Origin of the sequence: Chitinophaga vietnamensis (assembly GCF_902167635.1) — a bacterium.
GTDB classification, from domain to species: Bacteria; Bacteroidota; Bacteroidia; order Chitinophagales; family Chitinophagaceae; genus Chitinophaga; species Chitinophaga vietnamensis.
Genome location: NZ_CABHMS010000004.1, coordinates 185,011 through 210,036, shown reverse-complemented (window position 1 = coordinate 210,036; position 25,026 = coordinate 185,011). Strand labels below are relative to the sequence as shown.

At 50.6% G+C, this 25,026-nt stretch carries 20 protein-coding genes; 11 read left to right on the top strand and 9 right to left on the bottom strand.

Features of this window, described 5'->3' with window-relative positions:
* Positions 1 to 127: 127 nt before the first annotated feature.
* Positions 128 to 1,951, bottom strand: coding sequence for a chloride channel protein (locus tag FPG75_RS12030; RefSeq protein ID WP_143307103.1), 1,824 nt, complete (start codon positions 1,949 to 1,951; stop codon positions 128 to 130).
* Between the two features lie 162 nt (positions 1,952 to 2,113).
* Here FPG75_RS12030 and FPG75_RS12025 point away from each other — a divergent pair, with 162 nt between their 5' ends.
* Complete coding sequence (locus tag FPG75_RS12025; protein WP_236652780.1) at positions 2,114 to 2,728, top strand: Crp/Fnr family transcriptional regulator; 615 nt, start codon at positions 2,114 to 2,116, stop codon at positions 2,726 to 2,728.
* Here the strand turns inward: FPG75_RS12025 and FPG75_RS12020 are convergent.
* The gene (locus tag FPG75_RS12020) at positions 2,725 to 4,029 is read right to left on the bottom strand and encodes a DUF4116 domain-containing protein (RefSeq protein WP_143307101.1); all 1,305 of its coding nucleotides are present in this window, start codon (positions 4,027 to 4,029) and stop codon (positions 2,725 to 2,727) included. The genes FPG75_RS12025 and FPG75_RS12020 overlap by 4 nt on opposite strands.
* Positions 4,030 to 4,101: 72 nt before the next feature.
* Between FPG75_RS12020 and FPG75_RS12015 the strand changes: the two genes are divergently transcribed.
* From FPG75_RS12015 to FPG75_RS11990, 6 genes are all read left to right on the top strand, one after another.
* Complete coding sequence (locus FPG75_RS12015) at positions 4,102 to 5,262, top strand: MFS transporter (RefSeq protein WP_143307100.1); 1,161 nt, start codon at positions 4,102 to 4,104, stop codon at positions 5,260 to 5,262.
* A gap of 148 nt (positions 5,263 to 5,410) precedes the next feature.
* Positions 5,411 to 6,037, top strand: a complete 627-nt coding sequence (locus tag FPG75_RS12010; RefSeq protein ID WP_143307099.1) for a TetR/AcrR family transcriptional regulator — start codon at positions 5,411 to 5,413, stop codon at positions 6,035 to 6,037.
* A gap of 2 nt (positions 6,038 to 6,039) precedes the next feature.
* On the top strand, positions 6,040 to 7,368 hold the full coding sequence (locus FPG75_RS12005) for an ABC1 kinase family protein (RefSeq protein WP_143307098.1): 1,329 nt from the start codon (positions 6,040 to 6,042) through the stop codon (positions 7,366 to 7,368).
* 388 nt (positions 7,369 to 7,756) lie between these two features.
* Complete coding sequence (locus FPG75_RS12000; protein WP_143307097.1) at positions 7,757 to 8,791, top strand: sensor histidine kinase; 1,035 nt, start codon at positions 7,757 to 7,759, stop codon at positions 8,789 to 8,791.
* Positions 8,791 to 9,501 carry a LytR/AlgR family response regulator transcription factor gene (locus tag FPG75_RS11995; protein WP_143307096.1) on the top strand — a complete coding sequence of 237 codons (711 nt, stop codon included), beginning with the start codon at positions 8,791 to 8,793 and terminating at the stop codon, positions 9,499 to 9,501. The genes FPG75_RS12000 and FPG75_RS11995 overlap by 1 nt, the downstream gene beginning before the upstream one ends.
* A 117-nt stretch (positions 9,502 to 9,618) precedes the next feature.
* On the top strand, positions 9,619 to 12,168 hold the full coding sequence (locus FPG75_RS11990; RefSeq protein ID WP_143307095.1) for a TonB-dependent receptor: 2,550 nt from the start codon (positions 9,619 to 9,621) through the stop codon (positions 12,166 to 12,168).
* A 58-nt stretch (positions 12,169 to 12,226) separates the two neighbouring features.
* On the opposite strand, the gene FPG75_RS11985 is transcribed toward FPG75_RS11990, so the two are convergent.
* From FPG75_RS11985 to FPG75_RS11975, 3 genes are all read right to left on the bottom strand, one after another.
* On the bottom strand, positions 12,227 to 12,973 hold the full coding sequence (locus tag FPG75_RS11985) for a metallophosphoesterase (protein ID WP_143307094.1): 747 nt from the start codon (positions 12,971 to 12,973) through the stop codon (positions 12,227 to 12,229).
* Positions 12,974 to 13,122: 149 nt separating this feature from the next.
* Entirely contained in the window at positions 13,123 to 14,625 is a 1,503-nt protein-coding gene (locus FPG75_RS11980) for a sulfatase (RefSeq protein WP_143307093.1), read from the bottom strand.
* 10 nt (positions 14,626 to 14,635) lie between these two features.
* Positions 14,636 to 15,307: a Rossmann-fold NAD(P)-binding domain-containing protein gene (locus FPG75_RS11975; protein ID WP_143307092.1), complete on the bottom strand. Its 672-nt coding sequence runs from the start codon at positions 15,305 to 15,307 to the stop codon at positions 14,636 to 14,638.
* Positions 15,308 to 15,451: 144 nt separating this feature from the next.
* Between FPG75_RS11975 and FPG75_RS11970 the strand changes: the two genes are divergently transcribed.
* The 3 genes from FPG75_RS11970 (at position 15,452) to FPG75_RS11960 (ending at position 19,074) form a co-directional block, all read left to right on the top strand.
* Positions 15,452 to 16,387: a DUF3829 domain-containing protein gene (locus FPG75_RS11970; RefSeq protein ID WP_143307091.1), complete on the top strand. Its 936-nt coding sequence runs from the start codon at positions 15,452 to 15,454 to the stop codon at positions 16,385 to 16,387.
* 135 nt (positions 16,388 to 16,522) lie between these two features.
* Positions 16,523 to 18,055, top strand: coding sequence for a sensor histidine kinase (locus FPG75_RS11965; protein ID WP_143307090.1), 1,533 nt, complete (start codon positions 16,523 to 16,525; stop codon positions 18,053 to 18,055).
* A gap of 2 nt (positions 18,056 to 18,057) precedes the next feature.
* Complete coding sequence (locus FPG75_RS11960; RefSeq protein WP_143307089.1) at positions 18,058 to 19,074, top strand: response regulator; 1,017 nt, start codon at positions 18,058 to 18,060, stop codon at positions 19,072 to 19,074.
* On the opposite strand, the gene FPG75_RS11955 is transcribed toward FPG75_RS11960, so the two are convergent.
* The 4 genes from FPG75_RS11955 to FPG75_RS11940 form a co-directional block, all read right to left on the bottom strand.
* Positions 19,067 to 19,426, bottom strand: a complete 360-nt coding sequence (locus FPG75_RS11955; RefSeq protein ID WP_143307088.1) for a hypothetical protein — start codon at positions 19,424 to 19,426, stop codon at positions 19,067 to 19,069. The two genes, FPG75_RS11960 and FPG75_RS11955, sit on opposite strands and share 8 nt — an antisense overlap.
* Positions 19,427 to 19,455: 29 nt before the next feature.
* On the bottom strand, positions 19,456 to 20,121 hold the full coding sequence (locus tag FPG75_RS11950) for a hypothetical protein (protein WP_143307087.1): 666 nt from the start codon (positions 20,119 to 20,121) through the stop codon (positions 19,456 to 19,458).
* Between the two features lie 188 nt (positions 20,122 to 20,309).
* The gene (locus FPG75_RS11945) at positions 20,310 to 21,800 is read right to left on the bottom strand and encodes a glycosyltransferase family 39 protein (RefSeq protein ID WP_143307086.1); all 1,491 of its coding nucleotides are present in this window, start codon (positions 21,798 to 21,800) and stop codon (positions 20,310 to 20,312) included.
* Positions 21,801 to 21,954: 154 nt separating this feature from the next.
* Positions 21,955 to 23,952 (bottom strand): alpha-N-acetylglucosaminidase, encoded by a 1,998-nt coding sequence (locus FPG75_RS11940; protein ID WP_143307085.1) that lies wholly within the window; start codon positions 23,950 to 23,952, stop codon positions 21,955 to 21,957.
* Between the two features lie 49 nt (positions 23,953 to 24,001).
* Between FPG75_RS11940 and FPG75_RS11935 the strand changes: the two genes are divergently transcribed.
* The gene (locus tag FPG75_RS11935; protein WP_143307084.1) at positions 24,002 to 24,964 is read left to right on the top strand and encodes a 2-hydroxyacid dehydrogenase; all 963 of its coding nucleotides are present in this window, start codon (positions 24,002 to 24,004) and stop codon (positions 24,962 to 24,964) included.
* The last annotated feature ends 62 nt before the right edge of the window (positions 24,965 to 25,026 follow it).

Sequence of the window (25,026 nt, the reverse complement as noted above, 5' to 3'; positions counted from 1 at the left end):
GAAGGATAAACGAAAAAATTTATACAAAGTTCCGCCCCCGTTGGGGGCGGAACTTTTTGAATGCATATCCGGCTACCGGGCTATCGCCCCTACCGGGCTACAGGTTTCCAAAGACGTTTGCTAGAGATCAAGCCCCGTAGGGGCGATAGCCCGGTAGCAGCCTCTTTCCTCTTGCCATCAGGCGGAGCAGCCTTGTATTGCCATAAAAAGCAGAATGATATTTAGCATCCTTGTTACGCATACTGGTGTATGCTTTCACTATCCCCTCTGCACTTACGATGCCTGTCACCCGCTTCTGTTGCGGGTTTTCAACCACCGCCAGCACATCCGGCGCATACTTCTCCAGTAATTCCGTAACGGTATTCATGTCATCGCTGTTATACACATAAGGCGCACGCTTTTCGATGATATCTGTTACCGGCGTTTCACTATCGGTTAAACGTGCCCTGTTGAGATACCCTACCAACACATGCGCTTCATTTACAACGGGGAGATATTGATGGAAGTAATCAGCAGTATTGTCGAGCAGCAATTGCACACGGGCATGGCTATACGAATCCATAACGAGGGGCGCTTGTACAGCCACACCGGAAACGGTGATCAGCCGCATCAGGTCCGGCATGTATTCCTCCGGTGCAGATACGCCCCTGCGGCGGATCTTCTCGGTCATGATACTGCCTTTCATTAAAAAGAAAGACACAAAATAAGCGGTGGTGCAAGCGCCGATCAAGGGCAGCAGCCCATTTGGTTGTCCGGTTGTTTCCAGCGCAAATACGATCGCGGTGAGCAGTGCGCGGGAAGCGCCGGCAAACATCGCCGCCATCCCGATGAGCGCCGCGGTAGCCAGGTTAATGCCGCAGCCAGGGAACAATAGCAGCACGCCTGTGCCCAGCAAGGCGCCCAGCGCGCCGCCGATGGTGAACAAAGGCGCCAGCGTTCCACCGGAAGTGCCGCTGCCCAGCGACCATACCCAGGAAATATATTTCAGTACGCAAAGCGAGCAAATGATGGCAAGCGGAGCGCTGCCAGTCAGCAAAAACCGGATATTATCATATCCCACGCCCATCGTACGCGGAGCAAAATAACCGGTAATGCCCACCACTACAGCGCCCAGCGCAGGCCACCACATCCAGTGTATAGGGAGCTTCTCGAATAGGTCTTCTACATAATATACCGAGCGCGATACCAATGCCGCCACCACGCCCACCAGGGCGCCCATCCCTGCATAAATGGCCAGCGCCTGAGTGGATACCGCCGGGATGGCCGGCATCGCAAATACCGGCTCGCTGCTGAACAACAGGAGATGCATGCCTGCGCCCGTGATGCAGGCGATCGCCACAGGTATCACTGTACGCGGCGAAAATTCAAATAGCAACAGCTCTATCGCCAGCAATACCGCCGCCAGCGGACTACCGAAGATGGCCGACATACCCGCGCAGGCGCCCGCCGCCAGCAGCACTTTACGCTCCGCAGCGGAAATATGTATCACCTGCCCGGTGAATGATCCCAATGCGCCACCCGTGGCGATGATCGGACCTTCTGCCCCGAAGGGGCCGCCCGTACCGATGGAAATGGCGGCAGACAAAGGTTTCAGCCAGGTGATCGCCGGCGGTATCCGGCTCTCATTCAAAATAATATTCTCCATCGCCTCCGGGATGCCATGCCCGCGTATGGCCTTGCTGCCAAAACGCGCCATCACTCCTACAGCAAGACTGCCCGCAATGGGCACCAGCACAACAATCCAGCCGAGATGGTTGCCCGCAGGACTGCTCTCTTCAAATGACCATTTCCCGTAAAAAGCAATGTTGGTAATAAGACTGATCAACCAAACCAATACTTTGGCTACGAAGCCTACTGCTACGGCATTTACAAATGCCTGCACGCTCAGGTAAAATACTCTGCGTGATACATTTCCCGGCAGTTGCTGCCTGCCGTTTGTATGACCTGACATATAAAATTTTCTTTGTTCGATGATTAAAACAATGCAAAAATATGATCTAAATCATATTAAACTCTAATTTTATCATCAAAAACTCAAAAAAGTATTACTATTGCAATCATGAAAAAAGCTGGCCACTGCGATCTGCAAACCTGTTTCTTGTGTCAATATTGTATGCCCGAATGGAAGCCAGCCGTGGAAGCCAGCCGGCAGCACCTCGCTTTTAAAAAGAGCGAAACCATTTTCACAGAAGGTTCTCCCGCCAAAGGAATTTATTTTTTATATGAAGGCAGTGTGAAGGTGCATAAACAATGGGGAGAAGAGAAAGACCTCATCATCCGTTTTGCCCGCCCCGGCGATATCCTTGGTCACCGCGGCCTCGGCAGCAGCCAGCGCGTGTACCCCGTATCCGCCACCGCATTGGAAGATACCACCGTGTGTTATATTGATATCGATTTTTTTGAAGCCTCGCTGAAAGTGAATGGAAAGCTCACCTACAAGCTGATGCAATTTTATGCAGATGAATTACAGGAAGCAGAAAAGAAAATGCGCAACCTGGTGCACATGGATGTAAAAAGCAGGCTGGCAACAGCTTTGCTGGAAATCAACCAGCAGCAAGGCAATAAAAAGTTCACTATCAGCCGGCAGGACCTCGCCGCTTTTGCGGGCACTACTTACGAAACCATCTACCGCATTTTGCAGGAGTTTATCCAATTACAATTGATCGCTGCTGAAGGCAAAACCATCACCATCCTGCACGAAAAGAAATTACAGAAGCTGATCGGCTAGGTTTTCAACACCCGCTTGATCTTGGCGGCATATTGCTCCGAAAACGCCGCCCATTGCGGGGCGTAGGCCTCCTTATCGTATTTCAGTTTTGCATATTGGTAAGTACCCTCAGAAAGATGCCAGCCGAAAATATTTTGCAGGTAGGCAATATCTGCATCGATCACGCGGTGCAATACTGCTTGTTTGGAGATGCCGCAGGATTCGCAATAGCGGTCGAGATACGCGCCCCTGCCGGCTTTCACGTATTCTACCAGCAAGTCTTCTGTGATGTAGTTGGCAGGCACCTTTTCCATCTGGAAATCTTTTTTGCGGATGGCAGCCAGCAAAAGCCCCGGTTCATAGAACTGTTCCGGGATATCGATGCCGAGAAGACCGCCATTGTTCACAGCCTGGTAGCAAAGCGTTTTCGTGATGAGGTGTTCCGGTACATAACGCAGCGCCATGCCATCTTTCTCTACTGCCTTGCGCACAATCGTTTCATCAATAAAAGAAGATGGAAAAAATTGCAACGCAAACACGGTTTGCTGCAAGGCCAGCATGCATAGCTCTTTGGTGAGAAATTCAGGAGGAACAGTTTTCAGGTCGCGGTAATTTTTCTGAACAATGTTGCGGAAATAAGTCACATCATGCGGTTCGGAAGCGGCGGATTTCAACACCGATTCGCCAGTGGCGAGGCGGCGCCGCAACTCCTCGAAAGTGGTGATAGACGGGTTTTTCAGCAGTGCCGTCAGCGTCTCTGCGATATGCTCATCTCCATACTCATCTTCATAACAGGCATTCTCCTCCGGGCTCGTCACATCTCTTGAATTATAATAGAAGTCGGCGATCTTCTTTCTTTTGGGAACAAAATGAAAATCGTCTGCAATGAATACCGGCGCCTTGATAAGGCCGCCACAGGCCATCCAGCTATGATTGTAATGCAGCATCACCACTTCTTCAGCGGTGATATCGCCTTCTACATTTACCGGCGAACCGCCGATCAGCAGGTGGCGGCATACGAGACTGCCCGTCACCAGCAGGGCCGGGCCATAGTCGCCCTCTTCATTGAGCACGCTGCCATTCACGATCAGGTTGCCGTGGATGATATATCCCGCCACCCATTTATCCGGGCTGGCATCCGCCAGTTCGTCGGTATCGAGGATGAAATCTTCATTCAGCAGCAGGTCGCCTTCATGTACATACCAGTAGCTATCCGGTTCTATGAGGCCGTTGAAATCGGACTCACCTTCGTAGATCTTTTTGTGGACGTGATAACGCGCCACCGCATCTACCATGGGGATCAACTCAAACAGGTTCTTCATACCACTAAATTCGTGGATTTATTACAGTTAAACTACAAAACGGGGCGTTTTTCTCTCTAATTTTGCGCTGCCATGTTCATAGATATTCACAGCGAGGCTAATGCACGACAATACAGGATCGCCACATCGGTATTCTTCTTTATCTCCGGCCTGGGCTACTCCACCTGGGCATCCCGGATACCTTCGATACAGCAACAATTACATCTCAACGAGGCCCAGCTGGGCGCGGTTTTGCTGGCGCTCCCCATCGGGCTGATGCTTACCATGCCGCTTACGGGTACTTTGCTTGGCAAATACAGCAGCCGCAAGATCATGATCTTCGGCGCCCTGTTTTTTAATACGGTGATCAGCCTGCCGGGATTTACCACCAATATCTGGCAACTGGCGCTGGTACTGTTCTGTTTCGGTTCTGCGCGCAATCTGCTCAACCTGAGCATGAATGCGCAATCGGTGCAGGTGCAGCGGCTTTTCCCACAGTCGATCATCACTACTTTCCATGGCATCTGGAGTGTGGCGGGTTTCACAGGGGCGGCCATCGGCTACCTGATGGTGAAATGCAATATTGCGCCTTCCTGGCATATGCTGATGATCAGCATTCTCCTGCTGTTATTCACTTTGCTGTATTATCCCAAAACCTATCCAGATACGCCCGTGCCGCAGCTGGAGAAGAAACCGGCATTTTCGCTTCCTGATAAATCACTTGTCAAATTTTCCGTGATCTGTTTTGCGTGTATGGCCACGGAAAATACCATGTACGATTGGAGCAGTATTTATTTCGAGAAGGTGGTGCATGGCACGAGGTCCGCAGCCACAGCGGCTTTCGTGGTATACATGGTATCGATGACCCTGGGCCGTTTTGTGGGCGACAGATTTGTAGGACGGCTGGGCATCAAGGCCATGCTGCGTTACAGCGGATGGCTTATCGGCTGCGGCTTGCTGCTCACCATATTGCTGCCACATACTGCCACTACAGTTGTAGGGTTCATCTGTGCCGGGCTGGGCGTAGCCTGTGTGGTGCCGCTGGTTTTCAGTCTGGCAGGTAAATCAAAAAATACGAACAGCGGGCAAACGCTGGCATCCATTTCTACCATCGGCTACCTGGGCTTCCTGGTAGTGCCGCCGCTGATCGGCTTTGTGGCACAGGCTTTCAGCCTGCGTGCATCTTTCGCCATTATGGCGCTCTGCGGCGCGCTCATCGTTTGGATGGTGAGCAAGATCGATGAGGAAAAATGAGATTCGTTTTTTAACATTTCTCTCCTTTAAAATTTGATGTTTGTAATTGATCCTGGCGTAAATTTGTAGACGTCTATTTTACCTCGCTGCGGCAATTCCGGCGGCCAGCTGCAACGGGGTTATTCCAACACTGTAAAACCTCATTTTTATGGACAAACAAAAGATCCGTAACGCGTACAAATTGTATTGGCTGGAAAACGGCAAGGCCCCGGTGTCTGTGTATGCACTCTGCAAAACGCTTGATATGCCGGAAACTGCATTTTATGAACATTACAGCTCACTGGAAGCCATCGAAAAAGATATCTGGCTTTCTGTTTTCCAGGAAACACTGGAACAGCTGAAAAGCGATGAAACCTACCACCAGTATGCCGCACAGGAAAAGTTGCTCGCATTTTATTTCCTCTGGGTATCCAAACTGAGAGAAGACCGCAGTTATTTCCTGCTTCAGAAAGATATTTTCCACATCCCGGTCATCTACCGGAGCAAGCTGGAAACATTCAAACGCGCCTTCTATGAATATACCGCCGAGCTGGTGAAAGAAGGCTACCAGTCCAACGAGATCAAAGAGCGGAAATTCATCTCCGATCAGTACGTGCACGGGTTCTGGGTGCAAGCCCTTTTTGTGCTCAAATACTGGCTCGATGATAGCAGCCACAATTTCGAAATGACCGATGCCGCCATTGAAAAAGCCGTGAACCTGAGTTTCCAGCTTATAGGCTCCAACACACTGGACAGCCTTTTCGACTTCGGTAAATTCATCTTTACACGGAAATAGCCATGAAAGAACAATCCAACATACCCACCGGCAAAGTAGAACGTGCCGGGCGGTTCGTCGCGACCGGCCTCAAAGTAGGCAGCAATTATATCAAACACTATACGCGCAAACTGCTGGACCCTTCTGTTAGCAAGGAAGCGCTGCATCAGGATAATGCCGCCGATATCTACGATACGCTCAGCAACCTGAAAGGCAGCGCCCTGAAAGTGGCGCAGATGCTCAGCATGGACAAGGGCATGCTGCCCAAGGCCTATACGGAAAAGTTTGCGATGTCGCAATACAGTGCACCACCGCTCTCCGGCCCGCTGGTAGTGAATACTTTCGTAAAAACGCTCGGCAAAACGCCTGCGCAGCTCTACGATAAATTTGAGATGCACGCCTCCAATGCCGCATCCATAGGGCAGGTACACCGCGCCTGGAAAAACGGGCAGCCGCTGGCCGTAAAAATCCAATATCCCGGCGTAGCCAACAGCGTACAGTCGGACCTCCGCATCGTAAAACCTTTTGCCATCCGCATCGTAGGCATGAATGAAGTGGATATGGACAAATATTTCGACGAGATCGCATCCAAACTACTCGAAGAAACCGACTACCAGCTGGAACTGGCGCGCTCCATGGCCCTCTCCCATGAATGCGCCCACATCCCCAACCTGCTGTTCCCGCTGTATTACCCGGAGCTGTCGTCCGAAAGGATCATCACCATGGACTGGCTCGATGGCCAGCATCTCAAGGAGTTCCTGCAAACCAATCCTTCGCAGGAGGTGCGCAACAAGATAGGCCAGGCGCTGTGGGACTTTTACCAGTTCCAGGTGCACAAGCTGCGCCAGGTGCATGCAGACCCGCATCCCGGCAACTTCCTCATGCGGCCGGATGGTACGGTCGGCATCTTCGACTTTGGCTGTGTGAAAGAGATACCGGAAGATTTCTATGTAAACTATTTTCTGCTGGTAGATAAAGAGGTGCTGAAAGATGAACAGCGGCGCCATGAGATCTATACCAACCTGGAAATGATCCACCCTACTGATACCCCTAAAGAGGTAGCTTTCTTCTCCGGCCTCTTCCAGCATATGATCGATCTGCTTACGCTGCCCTTTACGGTGGAGCAGTTCGATTTCGGCGACGAGGCCTATTTCAATGAGATCTATGCTTACATGGATGAGTTGTACAATATGAAGGAGATACGTGAATCCAAAGTGGCGAGAGGCTCACGTCATAGCCTATACGTAAACAGGACTTATTTCGGCCTCTATTCTATTTTGAGTGACCTGAAAGCCAATGTGGTCACTGGCCGCGGGCGTATTCAGGCGCTGGTGGAGGGGAAGAAAGTTTGATTAAAGAGAAAGGGTGGCGAGTAACGGAGCGCTTATTTCAGTGTCTTGAGTAATTCTTTCGCGGGAACGCTGACAGGATTGCCATTTTTATCAGCCACTATCAGCTCGTCATTACTGGCTGCCCTTTTCTCTATCAGTTTCCTGACAGCCTGGCGTGTGCCTTGTAACAGCTACCGGGCTTTCGCCCCTACGGGGCGGAATATTGGTAGCCCGCGTTTCATCTACCCATATTCCGCCCCGTAGGGGCGAAAGCCCGGTAGCCATAACATCCATTTCAATCTCCAAATTTAAAGATTCCCCTCTTCATCTCCCCACCCATTCGTCGTAACTTTTCGGCGGTTAGTCGCAAAGGCGGCTGCAGCGGCGGAAATATCCTTAATTTTCCCCCATGAAACAGGAATGGTATAATAAGAAATGGGCCATTGTGGCCATACATACTTTTGCGTGGGTGCTGCTTTTTTCCTTGCCATTCCTGTTGAAACCCAGCTACCACGAACAGCATAAGGAGCCGAATTCCCGCGCCTGGTTTGGTTTTATTATGGCGCACTATGCTATGCTGGTGGCCTTCTTCTATCTCAATGCGCTGTTGTACATTCCCCGGATGGTTTATAAAAAGAGATACCTGGAATATACGGCATCTATCATTACGGTATTCCTGGTGATGTACAGCGTCCGGTATGTTTTTGAGGTGGTATTTTTACCCGCACATGAAGTGGATGTAAGGCCTGCCGTGCTGTTCACTTTTTTCACTTATTTCTTCATACTCTCTACCAGTACGGCTTACCGGATGGTCCGCGACCGGCTGAAGATGGAGAGGATCGCTACGCAGAAGGTGAACGAGAACCTGAAAACGGAATTATCCCTGCTGCGTTCGCAGGTAAGTCCGCATTTCATGTTCAATGTGCTGAACAACATGGTATCGCTGGCGAGAAAAAAGTCGGATGCGCTGGAACCTTCGCTGATCAAGCTGTCGTCGCTGATGCGTTACATGCTGTATGAAACAGACGAAGAAAAAGTACCTTTGCAGCAGGAAACCGAGTACCTGCAAAGTTATATTGATTTACAGCAACAGCGCTTCGGCAACAATGTATCTATCAACGTGCTGCTGGATGTGCCGGACAACGGCTCCGAAATAGAACCGATGTTGCTGATACCTTTTGTGGAGAATGCTTTCAAACACGGTACCGGTATGATTCCACAGGCGATGATCGCGATCAACCTGCATACAAAAGATGATAAATTATTTTTTTCAGTAAGAAATAAATACAGTTATCTTTCCGAAGAAATCAAAGACAAGACAAGCGGTATCGGCCTGCCGAATGTGAAACGGAGGCTGAACCTGTTGTACGGACAACAACACCGGCTGGATATCAAAAAAGAAGACGGCTGGTTTTGTGTTTCGTTGGAACTAAACCTGCATTAATGCTCAGATGTATAGCCATAGATGATGAACCACTGGCGCTGGACCTGCTGGAAGATAATATCAGTATGGTGCCTTACCTGCAATTGGTGGCCAGATGCAATAATGCCTTCGAAGCCATCCAGGTGTTGCAACAACAGGCAGTAGACCTTATCTTCCTCGATATACAGATGCCTGGTCTCACCGGCCTGCAATTTTTGCAATCCATGGCGCACAAGCCCATGGTAATCCTCATTACGGCCTACGAAAAATATGCTTTGCAAGGCTTCAACCTGGACGTAACAGACTACCTCGTAAAGCCCGTATCTTTGGAGCGTTTCATCAAGGCCTGCAATAAAGCCTGGGAGTTGTGGCAGCTGAAATCCGCCAGCAAAGGGCAGCGCGACCAGACCGATTTCTTCTTTGTAAATGTAGACTACAGCCTTTTGAAAGTAGTATTTTCAGATATCATCTGGATAGAGGGACTGAAAGACTATGTGCGTATTTACCTGAAAAGTAACCATAAGCCTGTTGTAACGCGTGTCAGCATTAAAGGGTTGGAAGAACAATTGCCGTCCGGCCGCTTTATCAGGATTCATAAATCATATATTGTTGCTATATCTTCTATCACTGCCATACGTAAAAACAGCATATTTCTTGACGAGCTGGAACTCCCTGTGGGCGATACTTTCCGCGAGTCGCTACAACAGATCACAGGTAAATCCGGCTTCTGAATATCTCCTGTCATGATTATTTTTTGCCGCTCGTCGCATGATTTCTCACGCTCGTCGCATTTATTATTATAATACGTCGGCGGCTAATAATTTTGTATCGTTTAATTTGGTTTTCTTATGCAAAAAATTTACCTGTTCATTGCCCTTTTCCTGTTGACCCTCCAGGCACAGGCCCAGGCGCCCGCCGGTATGGGCGGCCGGGGTATGGGAATGTCCATGAATGCCCACATCTACGGTAAAATTACCGACGCCGACGGAAAAGCCATCCCTTATGCCTCCGTGATCATCCTGCAAAACCGTATGGATACCGCCACCAAAAAAATGAAAGAAGTGCTCGTAAAGGGCGCCCTCACCAAAGGTAATGGCGATTTCGTACTGGAAGATGTTCCCGCAAAAGGCCATATGAAAGTGCGCGTAACCGCCACCGGCTATAAAAATCTTGATATCCCGCTCACCTTCCCTCCTTTTGATAAAGACCTGGGTAATGTTAAACTGGCTACCAGCGTAAGCCAGCTGCAAGGTGTAACCGTTGCCGGCACCAAACCGCTGATACAACTCGATGGCGATAAAAAAGTGTTCAACGTAGAAAAAAGCCTCACCAGCACCGGCGGTACCGCCGTGGACGTGATGAAGAACGTTCCTTCCGTGAACGTAGACATCGACGGTAATGTAACGGTGCGCAACAGCCCGCCGCAACTGTACATCGATGGTCGCCCTACCACCCTCACACTGGACCAGATCCCCGCCGATGCGATCGAAAGCGTGGAAGTGATCACCAACCCATCCGCTAAATACGATGCCTCCGGTGGTAATGCCGGCGTGCTCAATATCGTATTGAAGAAAAACCGCAAAACCGGCTATAACGGTAACATCCGCGCCGGTGTTGATAAACGCGGCGCCCTTAATGGCGGCATCGACCTCAACCTGCGCCAGGGCAAATTCAATATCTCCGCCAGCGGCATGGGTAACCAGATGAAGAGCGTTACTACGGGAACGACTACACGCAGCAACTTCGGTGATAACATCCCGACGTACATCGATCAGTCGAACTACAACAAAACAAATGGCGGCTTCCTGTTCGGTAAAGTAGGTGTAGACTATTTCGCTACCGCACGTACTACGTTCTCTATCTCCGGTATCAAGGTGCACGGTACCTTCAAACCTAATGAAGATATCGATATCAACACCGACAGTATCTACAAAACAGACCGCGTACGCAGCTTCAGCCAGCGCCATACCGATGCCAAACATCAGTTCACCGCCAACGGTCTTGTGCTTGGCATGAAACACCTCTTCCCGAAAGAAGGAGAAGAGCTGACCGTAGATGCGAACTATTTCGGCGCCAACAGTGATAACAATTCACTGTACACTACCAGCTACTACAAAGGCGGCGCGGTAGATAACCAGATGATCCAGAAGATCAGCGGTAGTGGCAACATCGGCTTCTTCACTGCGCAAACAGACTATGTGAATCCGCTCACCAAAACCCTGAAACTGGAAACTGGTCTCCGCGTATCTGCCAGAACAACAAAAACAGATTTCGACAATTTTATCCTCGACCCTGCTACCGGCAAATATGTGCTGATCACTGGCGCCGGCAGCAAGTTCAAGAACAACGATAACGTATATGCTGCCTATGTGAGCATCTCACATACGATCAAAAACTTCAGTTATAAAGTGGGCCTGCGCGGTGAAAGTTCCAACTACACCGGTACGCTGCTTACCACCAACCAGGAGTTCAAAAACAGCTATCCGATCAGCCTGTTCCCGTCTGTCTTCCTCAGCCAGAAACTGAAGAATCAACAGGAACTGCAACTGAGCTATACCCGCCGTATCAACAGGCCTAACTTCTTCCAGCTGATACCTTACGTGGATTCTACCGATAAACTGAATATCACCAAAGGTAATCCTGACCTCGTACCAGAGTTCACGCAATCACTGGAAGCATCTTACCTGAAAACCTTTAAAGGTAACAATACCCTGTTGGTGTCTGCTTACTACAAGCATACCAACAACCTGATCACCCGTTACCTCGACAAGGAAAAAGATCCGGTTAGTGGCACAGAACTGCTGATCAACTCTTACATCAATGCTAATTCCAGCTACTCTACCGGTGTTGAGATCACTGCGATGAACAATATCACCAAATGGTGGAACCTTACTACCAACGTGAATTTTTACAATTCGAAGATCAATACCGATAGCGTGAAACAGCAGCAGGATGCGATGTGGAGCTGGTTTGGAAAACTGAATAGTACTTTCAAGCTGCCGAAGAACTTTGAAGTGCAGCTCACCGGTACTTACCAGTCGAAAACCAACCTGCCGATCAATAACAACCAGGGCCAGTTCGGACCGCCGATGCAATCTGCACTGAGCGCTTCACAGGGTTATATCAAATCTTTCTATGGCGTGGATATCGCTATCAAGAAGAGCTTCCTGAAAAACAATGCCGCTTCTGTAACGCTGGCCTTCAGCGATATCTTCAGAAGCCGTATTACAGATCAGTACTCTGAAAGCAGCTTCTTCACACAGGATTACAGCAGGTTGAAAGATCCGCAGATGATCCGACTGAACTTCGCTTACCGCTTCGGTAAGATGGATGCCACCCTCTTCAAGCGCAAGAACATGGGCGCAGGTATGCAGGGCATGTCTGAAGTAGTGCAATAGTCAGTACACGGCAATACACAGCAATAGTAAAAGCGCCGGAATGCGAAGGGACGGGCCCCTAAGCATTCCGGCCTTTTTCATTTGGATACAGTAACGGCAGCGGATCGCTCTGCACCACGGCTTTGGTATCGATATTCATCGCGGATAATTTTCCGTCATAGGCAGCGCCGGTATCTACATTGAATACATTACAGGCCTGCATAGGCAGCGTTGACCCGAATTTGAGCGTGATAGTATGACCGATGAATATTTCCTTATACAGCAGCAATCTCCGCGGGTATAGCCTGGAATCCTTTTGGATGCGCGGGTCCATGGCGAGCGCCATTTCCCAGAGGGTCCTGTCCCAGCGGTGCGTACCTACGAAACGGTCATGCGCCGGGCCATGCAGCGAAGTGAAGCCCGCATGTATGAACAAACGTTCCTCCTCTTCATAATAATCTTTCATGCGTTGAAAGAAGGACAGATGCAGCAACTTTTCTTCGGGAGACAGCTGCAGATAACTTTGTACGGTGGCAAGGCCACCCTGTAAAAGCCAGTGCGCTTCTACATCTCCCGGCATTGTACCATCCAGCCAGGATTCGCACCAGGCATCGTGATTACCTTTGATGAAGATGCATGCATATTGCTGATCCAGCTCCATCAGGTAGCGGATCACCGCCGCCGATTCAGACCATCCATCTACGAAATCGCCGAGGAAAATGAGGCGGTCCATGCTTTCCGGACCGATACGTTCTATTACTTGCTGTAAAGCCTTGAGGCCGCCGTGGATATCGCCGATCACCCAGGTAGCTGTTCTTATATTCATCTTGCGGCACGTTTAAATTTGTGCATAATAGTAAGGAATTTAGCTCGGGATTTTTGAATTTATGGATTTTCGGATTTATGGATTTAATTGAAGCGGAGATGTTGTCATCTTCGCTTCAATTAAATCCATAAATCCGAAAATCCATAAATTCAAAAATCCTGAGTAAAGCCCTTCGCGCGGGGTACCGGCATCGGCGCTTGCCAGCGTTGCAGTTGGGAGGACAGCTGTTGGAGCAGTGCATGTGTTTTGGCAGGGAAGGTGGCAGCGAGATTATGTTCTTCGCCGATATCGGATTGGAGGTCGTAGAGTTCGGCGCTGCCATCGCGCTGGTTGTAGATGAGCTTCCAGCGGCCCTGGCGGATAGCGCTTTTGTAATTGATGCCCGGACCATCTTCTGCGATCCACTTGTTGGGAAAGTGCCATACCAGGCTGCGGGTGGTATCCTGTGTGGCGGGATGTTGTAATACCTTTACAAAGCTGCGCCCGTCGATGGTTTGGGAGGTATGGTATTGACGGATACCTGCCATCTCGAGGATGGTAGGAAAAAAATCTTCGATGATAATGTATTGGCTGGTGCTGGTACCTGCTTGTACAACGCCGGGCCATTTCACCATCATCGGCTCGCGGATACCGCCTTCATATACCGAGCCTTTGCCCGCGCGCAGCGGCAGGTTCTGCGTGTGTGGCCGTCCGCCGCGCGGGGGCGCCAGGCTGAGGCCTCCGTTGTCGCTCATGAAAAGGATGATGGTATTTTTGTCGATCTTTTTCTCCCGGAGGTAGTCCATCACATCGCCGAGGCTTTTATCCATCCCTTCGATCATGCTGGCGTAGCGGGCTTCGGGCTCTTCCAGATTCGTATAGTGGTGAACGTAGTCTTTGTCGGCCTGCAAAGGTACGTGTACCGCATAATGCGCCAGGTAGAGGTAAAAAGGCTGGTGGCGGCTCACAGGATCGTTGAGCGCTTTCAGGGCTTCGCGGGTGAGCGCTGCCGTGAGGAAAGTGCCGGAGCCATAATATTCTTCCATATCGGGCACCGCTTGCGGCGTGCTTTTACCAGGGAGGTTGCCGTAGTTCTCTTCAGAGAGGTAGCTCTGCGGATGACCGGCGGCATGACCGGCGATATTCACCTGGAAACCCATGTTGTACGGATTGGCGCCAGGCGTGCCGATGGCGCCCCAGTGCGCCTTTCCGGCATGGATGGTATAGTATCCAGCCGCATGCAGCAGGGCGGGTAACGGTGTCGCATATACGGTGTTGGGAATATCTTTTACAGGGCTGAAGCCATTGTATTTCCAGGGGGCGGGCAGCAGTGCGCTATCGGGCGCATCGGAGCTTTTGTCTTTCTGCGGGGAAGTCCAGTTGGTAACGCCGTGATGGGCGGCATTCATGCCGGTGATCATGCTCACGCGGGAAGGCGTGCAAACTGGCGTGGCATAGGCGTTGGTGAACTTCATCCCTTCGCGGGCCAGCCTTTCCATATTGGGTGTGCGGTAACGTTTGTTGAGGGCTGTCAGCTGATCCCAGAAAGGGACCGAGGTATCCTGCCAACCCATGTCATCTACAAGGAAAACAATGATATTAGGCCTGGATTGAGCCATGGCAGCGGAACAGAGCAGTCCGCAGGCCCAGAGCAAAAGAAATTTTTTTTTCATATTGTTCACATTAGTGGCGTGCGCGTGCCGAGAGTATCAGCATATCTTTTACATGAATGATCTGTTTATCATAGCCATCGCGGGAAACGGCTATCATGGCCAGCCCTATCTGGGCCAGGGTACATACGTAGTTACGGAAAAACAGCTTCCATACGGGATAAAGCCAGGAGAAAGCGTAATAGAACCGGTGCGCATAGCGGAGACCTTTGGTAGGCTGGATATAGCCCGGACGAAAAAGATAAACGGCTTTGAATGCCAGCTTCCGCAGGTCATTTTCGGTTTTGCCTTTTACGCGGGCCCACATGCTGCGGCCTTGCTCTGTGCTGTCGGTACCCGCGCCAGATACGTAACAGAAGGTCATATCCGGGTTACGGCTTGCCAGTATGCCCGCCATGTAGATGGTGAGATCATAGGTGAGATGACGGTAGATCTCTTCTTTCATGCCCACAGATGATACGCCGAGACAGAAGTAGCAGGCATTGTAGCCCGACAGGCGATCGGCTATCGCGCTCAGGTCGAAAAAGTTATTGTGAATGATCTCGGTGAGCTTGGGATGCTGTACCCCGCAAGGTTTGCGGTTGATCGCCAGCACGGATGCTACCTCAGGGTGTTGCAGGCATTCATGTAAAACGCCTTCCCCGACCATTCCGGTAGTGCCTGTTATGATGGCCTTGATCTTCATAAGTCTGTAACGGAAAGATAAGAAAGTATTGTTTCTTTATTGCTTTAAAATATCTTTGCGCCAGTATAACCCCCAGTACTGTGATTGTTTGACCCGTTTACAGTCCCTGGCAAATATATAAACCGGAAAATATCTTTATATAATATGAAAAAAAACATCCTGATTGCCGCTTGCAGCACCGCTTTGCTGGCAACAACCGTATCCTGTAACAATCTTGGTGGTGGTAAAGATGGCGCTGTGGAAGCTGCCAGTCATGTCATCGAATATACCAACCTCATTGTGGATATGTCTAATGACCAGAACAACTATCTCCGTAGTGCGATGAACAACGTTCAGGTGATCGAGCGCGATCTGAAACATCCGAATGAGTCCTATGCCTTTGCCGGTGTGATGACCACCACCCCGTTTTTCCGTCCGCACCCGATGACCAAAGCGAATATCGACAAGCCCGCAGAAGAGATGAGCCCGGCGGACCGTGCCTTCTTCGGGAAAGCGGTAGCGCAGTACAAAAGTGATTTCGCCCGTTTCCAGGCGCAATACAAACAGCTGGACGACTACGTAAAAGCGCAGGACTATAAAGATGATAAAGGCGCGAAAGGCTTTGCTCTCGTGGATTCTATCCGAAGCACCGCGCAATTGATCTATACCGAAAGGGCGGCCCTGCTGAAGAAGATCAGCGAGGTGGCAGATGCCAGCGAGGCCGTTGTGCTGAAAGACAGTCCCCTCCGCGATTACGTGCTCGCCATGAAAGCCGATCTGAAAAGTGTGCGCCAGCTCATTGACCTCCTCGATGATAACAGCGCAGATTATAGCAAGATCAGCGCGCAGGCGCAGGCAGCCTACAATGCGCTCGAAGCCGCGCAGGCCAAACACGCCGCCATCGATACCGATGATGCAAAGAAAGCAGACAAAGAACGCTCCTTCAAACGTTTCTACGAACAACTGCATAATTTCCTGCTCACCGCCAAAAGGGTATTACGCGATGCCGAAGGAAAAGGCACGCTCACTGAAAGCGATATCCACTCACTGGATAGTGACCTGAACAGCCTCGTATCTACCTATAATCTTTTTAATTCCTAAAAAGACCATTTGGTCATTTGGTTATTTGATTATTTGGCTATTTGGTTATTTGGTTATTGGTCAATAATCAAATAACCAAATAACCAAATAATCAAATAAAGTGGCTAAATTTATATAGCAGCCAACCTCAAGTAAATGACCAGCGGAAACAAAGATCACAACATAGGATTTGAAGTGCTCTTCGATCATGCCACCACGGGTATCCTGCTGGCGGACGACCAGGGCAACATCCTGCTGGCAAATCCTTTCCTCTTACAGCAATTCGGTTATACGGCCGGAGAGATCACTGGAGAACCCGTAAAAAAGCTGCTGCCATTATATTGCAGTGCTGCCACTACAAGCCAGGAGCTGTTAGCCATCCGCAGCAATGGCAGCGAGTTTCCGGCGGAAGTAAACCTCAGCGCCCACGCCAATAACAAAGGGCATTTCGTGATCGCCTTTGTTACCGATATCTCCGACCGCAAAGCCAATGAAAACGCACTGGAACAACTCAAACTACGCGTACGCGAAGCAGAAGTGAAAGACAGCACCCTGCAACGCATGAACAGCTTCCTCAACAGCATCTGGAACAATGCCGACGCCATCATCATAGTAGTAAGCCCCGAAGGATATATCAAATGGTTCAATCCCACCGCCGAAAAAACACTGGGCTATAAAGCCACTGAAGTGATCGATATCTACTCCGCCCTCATCTTCCATGATCCGGAAGAGATCGCAAAAAGAGCGGAAGAATTTTCCAGGCAGCTGCAACAGCCTGTAGAAGCGGGCCTCGAAACACTCACCATCAAAGCGCAACTCGACCTCCCCAATGAATATGAATGGTGGTATATCCGTAAAGACGGCTCCCGGCTGCCGGTGTCACTAACGGTATCGACTATACGCGATGCAACTACTATCACCGGGTATGTAGGCATCGCCATCGATATATCAAAAAGGAAAAGCGCCGAAACAGAGTTACGCAGCGCGCTGGAAAAAGAAAAGGAACTCAATGAGTTGAAGTCGCGCTTCGTATCACTGGCTTCGCATGAATTCCGTACGCCGCTGAGCACCATCCTGTCTTCCACCTATCTGATCTCTAAATTTGATCATACCGCTGATCAGCCCAGGAGGGCTAAACATATACGGCGCATCATATCTTCCGTAAACATGCTAACCGATATCCTCAACGATTTTCTTTCTGTCGGTAAAATTGAAGAAGGCAAGATACATGTGCGCACCGCTACTTTCGAGACTGGTAAACATATCGGCACTATCATCAGCGAGATGCAGGGATTGCAGAAAAAATCACAGAACATCTACTATGCCCACCACGGCAATCCCACAGCACGGCTGGATCCTACACTGTTAAAACATATCGTGATGAACCTGGTTTCCAACGCTATCAAATTTTCGCCCGAGGGCGCCGTCATCTCTGTACGTACACAATGTAATAACGACGGACTGGTATTATCGGTGAAAGACAAAGGAATCGGTATTTCCGAAGAAGACCGCCCATACCTTTTTGAGCGGTTCTTCCGCGGCGCCAACGCCACGCATATCCAGGGCACAGGCCTCGGGCTGCACATCGTGGCACGCTATGCAGAGCTGATGAATGGCACTGTTACGTGCAACAGCAGTATTGGCGCCGGAACAGAATTTATTGTCTCCCTTCCCTTTCCCAAAAATTAACCATGAAAAAAATACTCCTCATAGAAGATAATGAAGAGATACTGGATAATATATCGGAGATACTGGAGATGGCCAACTACGCTGTGATCCGCGCCACCAACGGCAAAGAGGGCGTGGCAATGGCGCTGGAGCATACGCCCGATCTCATTGTTTGCGATATCATGATGCCCGTGCTCGACGGCTACGGCGTACTGCACCTCCTGCAAAAACAACCCACGCTGCAAAACATTCCCTTCATCTTCCTCACCTCCCGGTCCGAAAGAACGGATATACGAAAAGGCATGGAAATGGGCGCAGACGACTACATCACCAAACCTTTTGAAGGCGCCGAACTACTCAGCGCTATCGACAGTCGCCTGAAACGGCATACCGATATACGGCCGGACATCTCCAGCAAAGACCTGCTGGAATCACTGAAAGATAACCGTAACATCCATCACTGTAAAAAGAAACAAACCATCTACAATGCAGGCCAACGGCCTATTGCGCTGTATTATGTACTGAATGGTAAAGTAAAAACCTATCGCAGGAACAACGAAGGTAAAGAGCTCATCACCGGCCTTTACAATGAAGGCGATTTCTTTGGCTATTATGCCTTGCTGGAAGACGGCTGCTACCAGGAATATGCCGAAGCCCTGGAAAACGCGTCCCTGGCCGTGATCCCGCGGGAAGACTTTGAGCAGCTGACAACGCACAGTCCCGAAGTGCTCAAACAGCTCGTGCAATTGCTCACTAAAAATATGCTCGACAAAGAGCAGCAGCTGATCGGCCTCGCGTATAATTCATTGCGGAAAAAAGTAGCGGAAGCATTACTGATGCTCGACAAAAAATACAATCCTGGCAGCGATACCGCCTATGAGATAGATATTAGCCGCGAAAATCTCGCAGCGGTGGCCGGTGTGGCGAAAGAGTCGCTCATACGTACTTTGAGCGATTTCCGGGATGAGGCGCTCATCCGTTTAAGAGAAGGCAATATTCTGCTCAACGACCGGCACAAGCTGGCCGGCCTGATCAACTAATTTCTTTTTCATTTTCCAGGAAGATGAGAAAATGCTGGCGCAGCTGCATGAACTCCTCTTCCATCCTGCGGATGTCGCCGGCCAGCGATGCATGCACATGCGGCGCCTGGCCGGCATGTCCGGCGTTTAGCCATAACAGTTGTTCCCTCACCTCGTGGCGCAGCAGCACCAGCGCCTCTTCTTTGAGCAACAGCTTACCCTGATAGTTTTCGGCGCTCTCAATAAATTGCGTATTGGTAGCATCGCTCAAAGCCCCGGCCAGCAAGTGTATCAGCAGGGCGTTCTCCTCCCGCAAGGATTCCAGTCCGGAAATCCATAACTGACACGCCTGTAATTGTTCCTCACGGCTCATACTGTTAGGGTTTTTCGGCGTTATAGGTATTAGTTGAAATAGACCTGCCGGGTGTGTTGCGCCTGTATCAGCTCCCATTGCTGTAACTGCGCTACCATCTCATCATGTACGCCATTCATGCGCTGGATGGCAGTGATGATCTCTTCCAGCTGCGGTTGCTGACTGGCAGCGCCGCTGTCGATACAATGTTGCAGGAAGCTGATCACCATATTGCCTTGCGAGATAAAGAGTTTGATCAAACGCTGCAACTCGTTGTGACGGCCCGACACCATGTAATGATCGTCCGGCACGCGGCGCACCAGCGGCCGCAACTCATGTTGCAAACGCAGCATCACGATGGATTGGAAATTGTTCAACTCTTTGTAATAGTTGGTCATCACATCATTGAACTCGGTATACAATTCGGCGCCGCTGAGTATCTCCCTGTCGGCCGTTTCGTATAGGCCTTCGAGTTGCTTCAATACGGCCATGCTTTGTGGCAGCGCCTGTGTAGCGATCTTGTCGTGCAACACAGTCGCATAATGACAGTGAAAATCGTAGGTGTCGCGGCGTAAATTCAGGATGGTACGGATACCTGAACGCTGTGCATACTGTTTGTAAATAAAGGCTCCCGATTTTTTCAGGCGTTTGAAAGGGAAAAAGAGAAACCCTTCGCAGAATTTTTTCTGGATGGCTGTTGAGAATAGATCTAACATATCACACGTTTTTTCTGAAGAGAAAAATTCCACCGCTGGCAAACAACGGTGACCAATCTTTGGACTGAAACATGAAATCCATTTTTTGAACCCAGGTGGATTGGATACCTGTAAATGACGCTCGCGCAAATATAGGCACCTGCATTTACACGATCAATGATCATGGTCATCATCCCCCATGATGCTGATCATGATGGCTGCTGCGGAGGCCGGTAGCCAATGCAGCGGAACACGAGGAACTTACGCACCACCCGCCCATGCTGCACTACCACCACTGGCGGCAATGGCGTGATATCACTGAAGAAAGGCCGCAGGTCATTGATCTCCCGCTGTTCATCTTTATCATCATTTACATCTGTGAGAGAATTAATAAAGATGGCATTCCTGCCTTTCATTGTTTGCACATTGGTACCAACGAAATCGAATTGCAGGGCGCGCCGGCCGATAATATTTTCTGCATATACCATCCTGCCGAGATAGAAATTAAGGATGGCGCTGGTCTTGTAATCATCTGCCGAAAAAATAAAATCCTGCGGATACTGCTGCTGTATAGCAGCCACCTGTTTACCAAAATCTTCCCATCCTACCCAGGTATCATCAGACTTTACCGGCGCCGGGTAGAAGAGTATCTCCACAGCCAGCGCGAGATGTATCACCATGGAGATAATCCACTGCCAGCGCAGCCACTTTGTTCCCAGCCAGGTGCTCACCCATATGATACCGGTGATATAGGCAGGCATCATCCAGTTGAGTTTTACCCAGTAGATGGGAGAGATGATCAGAAAACCAAAGAACAGCGGTGCGAAGAAAGACAACAGGAAGAGCTGCCGCGCCGGGATGCGACGCCACCGCAGCCCGTACTTACGAAAGGAGCGGTAAATAAAATAACATAACCCGAAAAACAATACCGGTATCAATATCCCCGACTGATGCCCGATCACGCCAAAGATATCCATGACGTGTAATTCAATACCACCCACCCTTTGCGAGGATTGGAACCGGAAAGAAGCAAACTGGTTGGATACATTCCAGATCACCACCGGCGAGATGGTGAGCAGAAAAAATAATACGGCGAGATAAGGCCAGGGAGATAAGAATTGCTTCCGGTGCCGGTCAGACAGCAACAGGAATAACACGGTGCCAAAAGGTAAAAATATTGCAGTGTATTTACTGTCGAATGCGAGGCCCATGGCGACGCCTGTCCATATCCACCACTGTGGCTTTTCTTCGAACAGGGCCTTATACAGGCAGTTCAATGCGATGGCCCAGAAGAGCAGCAGCGGCACATCGGGCGTAGATACCAGCGAGAGGATGGTGACCATCAGCGTGGAGTAGAGCCATAGCAGCGCGCGGCAGCTGCGATGCGGACTGAGGAACTTTTGCGCCAGCCGGTAAAAGGCCAGCAAGGTAAACCAGGTGATCACCGTATCGGTGAGCTTCACCACAAAAGCATGCCGCCCCAGCAGGTCTGTGGCGCCTCTCAGCAACCATGCGATCGCCGGCGGATGGTCGAAATACGACAAGGCCAGATGTTGCCCGTAAAAATAATAATAGGCATCCTGCGGCATCAGGCCCATCAGGCCTATGAACAGTAACCTTAAAATAGTGACTACGCTGATGGAAAGCGCTATCCATCGATGCTTGTACAGATAGGTACTCAAGCTATTCCCCGACTTCATAATTATTAATTGTGACAGCGCAGTTGTGGTAGGCACACAAAGGTAGGGGATTTTTTGATTTACGAATTTAAGGATTTACGGATTTACGAATTTGTGGCATGCTTCAGATCCGCCACAAATTCGTAAATCCGTAAATCCGTAAATCCATAAATTCTCACATCTTTAGTGCATCTATGAACTTTTTCCAACGGGGGATATAATATTCGCGGAAGAGGCCACCCCATTCTTTGTTGGCGTATTCATGGAGCTCGGTGTCGGGATTGTCAGGACCCCAATAAGTGATTTGTGTGCGGGCATTCCTCACGAGCAATTGTTGCTCGGCGGGCGTGTGGCCCATGGCGCGGGCGGCATCGGTCCAGGTATTGAGGCGGAAATGTGAATTGCTGCTGAGCAAGGCATCCTGCTGGCGCATCAGGGCGAGGAAACGGGCAGATGTTTTTCTGAAAGCGTCTTTGTCCTTCTGCTTGAAAGCCTGTACCATGGCGGCATATACGGCTTCTCCCTCATTGGAGATCACCTGCCGGCGGAAATCTATCGCATCGATGATATAGGTAGGATTTTTATTCCCGGCTTGCAGGAAACGCTGCACAGCAAGGCGGAACTGCGCCGTATCATAGTTTCGCTTGCGTGTGCCCCAAGTGGATACGGGGCGGTCTTCCAGTGTGGGGCGTGCAGTGAACACCGATTCCGTAGGCCCTTCCTGGTATTGTGGAAAACTGCTGTAGGCCGTGGCTACCAGCCCTTGCCAGGCTTCCTGTATAGCCGGGTTATCCACCCCATAACGGGCACGTACATATGATTTTATCCATGCCTTTACATCTACGCTATCCTGATGCCAGGGCAGTTCCAGCTGCAGGTCGTAGATCACGGGGTTGTTATGAATACCTTCCGGCATGATGCCCACACCGCGCATCAGCTGTTGGTAAGGGCCATTGGCGGCGCGGTACACTTCACTGGCAAAGCGTTGCAGCTTGCCATACAGGCCCAGCTTCTCCCCGAAATTGGTAACAGAACACCAGATAAAAGGCGTGCCTTCATAGCCCTGGCGCTTTTCCCAGTTGGCGGTATTTTCTCCGAAAAGCTCCTGTACCAGCACTTTCGATTTATCGAGGCCTTTGAGCAAGGCGCTGGAAGGATTGGCCTGCCAGCCTTGCAACACCCAGGTAGCGCCCGGGAAATGCGCTTGCATGGCCTGTTGTATGCCACGCGCCGCCGCAGTCACATCTACGCCCTGCGTATTGCCGCCTTCGTGGAAAGGATCGCCGGCGAAGAAGCGGATATCGCTGCCATAGAGCTTTTTCAGCTCTTCGTAGTAAGTGCCTGCAATACGCGCATAGCTGCTGTCGTCCGGCAGGAGGAAGTCGGGGCGCTGAAAGCCGCCAGCCCAGCGGCCCTGCTGCACCACTTTGCTGAGGTGCAGTTTCTCTTTCATGTTCACGGGTATCATACCGTAGAAACCTTGCAGCACGGGTTGTATACCGAGGCCGCGCATGCGGGCCAGTATCTTTTTCTCCAGTTCCACCTGGCGGTCGATGAGCCCTTGCGTAAGGGGGCCGCCCCATCCTTCGAGGTTGCCCATGAGCCACCAGGCCGTGAAGCCGGGACCGGCCACAAAAGCGCGCACTTCTTCAGCATTGTAGCCGAGGTCTTGCAAAGTGCGCTGCCATATGGCCTCGCTGCCCATAGTGGCCAGCATCACATTCACGCCGTTAAGCGCCATCCAATCCAGCTCATGCTCCCAGTCTTTCCAGCTGTAGAAGCTCATCGTATAGCTGATGGTGCAATAATTGAGGGCATAGCGGTAGTCGAAATCAGTATGGATGCGCAGCGTGCCATCTACTTTCGGGAGAGGAGATACAGGAGAGAGATTGTCGCCCATGTGCGACATAGAGCGGTGGCAATAATATTTCAGATACCAGTTGAGACCCGCTGCGGCAGCGCTGGCGCTGGATGCGGCGATCCGCACCTTGCCGCCGGCGGTGCTGATCTCAAAGCCATCTTTTCCGGCGCTGACAGGAATATTTTTCAGGGTAAGGGAAGATGCCAGCCAGGGAACGCGCCGCTGCGCCAGCTGCTGCACGGCAGGGAAATCCTGCGCAGCCACAGCAAAGGATAACAGCAACATCGCTGCTGTCAGTAGTTTTTTTCTCATTGTATCACTCGATTAATATCCGAAATTTACAACAATAGCCAATAAATTTATGAGAGTTTTTATCACGAGAGTCTTACCACCGGCGGGCCTGGAAATGTTACAGCGTGCGGGCGTTGCCGTTACCCAGTGGACAGAAAAGCGGAACCTCTCCCCCGAAGAAATGGTGTCCTATTGCCAACAGCACGACGCTTTGTTATATGCCGGCGGGCGCGGCATAGACCGCACTTTCCTGGAACAGTGCCGCCACCTGAAGGTGATCAGTTTGTTATCTGTAGGATACGATTATGTTGATATGAAAGCGGCGCAGGAGCTGGGCATCCCGGTAACCAATACGCCGGGAGTATTGAGCGCCGCCACTGCAGATACCGCTTTCCTGCTCATGCTGGCCGCTTCGCGCAAAGCGTTCTATATGCACCAACGCATCCTCAACGGCGAATGGGGCTTCTCCGATCCTACGGCCAATCTCGGCATCTCCCTGGAAGGTAAAACCCTCGGCATCTGGGGACTGGGCAACATCGGTCATGTGATGGCCCGGCGATGCGTGCGCGCACTCGATATGAAAGTGATCTATCACAACCGTGGCCGCAATGCCGCCGCCGAAAAGGAACTGGGCGCCATACGGGTATCTTTTGATGAACTGCTGCAACAAAGCGATGTGCTCAGCATACATACAGCTCTCACGCCGGAAACAAAAGGACGTTTCAACAAAGAGGTATTTGCCCGGATGAAGCCCAATGCCATCTTCATCAATGCCGCGCGTGGCGGTATCCACAACGAAGCCGATCTGATAGCCGCGATTAACAATGGCCTGATCTGGGGCGCCGGGCTGGACGTTACCAATCCTGAGCCCATGCAGGCGGATAATCCGTTGCTCAACATGCCTACGGTAGCGGTATTGCCGCATATCGGCTCCGCCACGGTAGAAACCCGTAATGCCATGTCCTGCATTGCAGCGCAAAATATTATCGCCGCCATGAAAGGCGAGCCATTGCCCAATCTTATCCGGGCATAAAAAACCCGTCCGGCAAAAACCGGACGGGTATTGTATAAACTGTTTACTTCGAATAAACTAAA

What these genes read in the sequence shown, in the direction of transcription:
- FPG75_RS11975 (WP_143307092.1), bottom strand. Translation starts at nt 15,307, where the DNA reads ATGAAGATCAAGGCCATCATAACAGGCACTACCGGAATGGTCGGGGAA.
- FPG75_RS11985 (WP_143307094.1), bottom strand. Translation starts at nt 12,973, where the DNA reads ATGAATATAAGAACAGCTACCTGGGTGATCGGCGATATCCACGGCGGC.
- FPG75_RS11995 (WP_143307096.1), top strand. Translation starts at nt 8,791, where the DNA reads ATGCTCAGATGTATAGCCATAGATGATGAACCACTGGCGCTGGACCTG.
- FPG75_RS11945 (WP_143307086.1), bottom strand. Translation starts at nt 21,800, where the DNA reads ATGAAGTCGGGGAATAGCTTGAGTACCTATCTGTACAAGCATCGATGG.
- FPG75_RS12010 (WP_143307099.1), top strand. Translation starts at nt 5,411, where the DNA reads ATGGACAAACAAAAGATCCGTAACGCGTACAAATTGTATTGGCTGGAA.
- FPG75_RS12025 (WP_236652780.1), top strand. Translation starts at nt 2,114, where the DNA reads ATGCCCGAATGGAAGCCAGCCGTGGAAGCCAGCCGGCAGCACCTCGCT.
- FPG75_RS11935 (WP_143307084.1), top strand. Translation starts at nt 24,002, where the DNA reads ATGAGAGTTTTTATCACGAGAGTCTTACCACCGGCGGGCCTGGAAATG.
- FPG75_RS11940 (WP_143307085.1), bottom strand. Translation starts at nt 23,952, where the DNA reads ATGAGAAAAAAACTACTGACAGCAGCGATGTTGCTGTTATCCTTTGCT.
- FPG75_RS12030 (WP_143307103.1), bottom strand. Translation starts at nt 1,951, where the DNA reads ATGTCAGGTCATACAAACGGCAGGCAGCAACTGCCGGGAAATGTATCA.
- FPG75_RS11965 (WP_143307090.1), top strand. Translation starts at nt 16,523, where the DNA reads ATGACCAGCGGAAACAAAGATCACAACATAGGATTTGAAGTGCTCTTC.
- FPG75_RS11950 (WP_143307087.1), bottom strand. Translation starts at nt 20,121, where the DNA reads ATGTTAGATCTATTCTCAACAGCCATCCAGAAAAAATTCTGCGAAGGG.
- FPG75_RS11960 (WP_143307089.1), top strand. Translation starts at nt 18,058, where the DNA reads ATGAAAAAAATACTCCTCATAGAAGATAATGAAGAGATACTGGATAAT.
- FPG75_RS11970 (WP_143307091.1), top strand. Translation starts at nt 15,452, where the DNA reads ATGAAAAAAAACATCCTGATTGCCGCTTGCAGCACCGCTTTGCTGGCA.
- FPG75_RS12020 (WP_143307101.1), bottom strand. Translation starts at nt 4,029, where the DNA reads ATGAAGAACCTGTTTGAGTTGATCCCCATGGTAGATGCGGTGGCGCGT.
- FPG75_RS11955 (WP_143307088.1), bottom strand. Translation starts at nt 19,426, where the DNA reads ATGAGCCGTGAGGAACAATTACAGGCGTGTCAGTTATGGATTTCCGGA.
- FPG75_RS12005 (WP_143307098.1), top strand. Translation starts at nt 6,040, where the DNA reads ATGAAAGAACAATCCAACATACCCACCGGCAAAGTAGAACGTGCCGGG.
- FPG75_RS11990 (WP_143307095.1), top strand. Translation starts at nt 9,619, where the DNA reads ATGCAAAAAATTTACCTGTTCATTGCCCTTTTCCTGTTGACCCTCCAG.
- FPG75_RS12015 (WP_143307100.1), top strand. Translation starts at nt 4,102, where the DNA reads ATGTTCATAGATATTCACAGCGAGGCTAATGCACGACAATACAGGATC.
- FPG75_RS11980 (WP_143307093.1), bottom strand. Translation starts at nt 14,625, where the DNA reads ATGAAAAAAAAATTTCTTTTGCTCTGGGCCTGCGGACTGCTCTGTTCC.
- FPG75_RS12000 (WP_143307097.1), top strand. Translation starts at nt 7,757, where the DNA reads ATGAAACAGGAATGGTATAATAAGAAATGGGCCATTGTGGCCATACAT.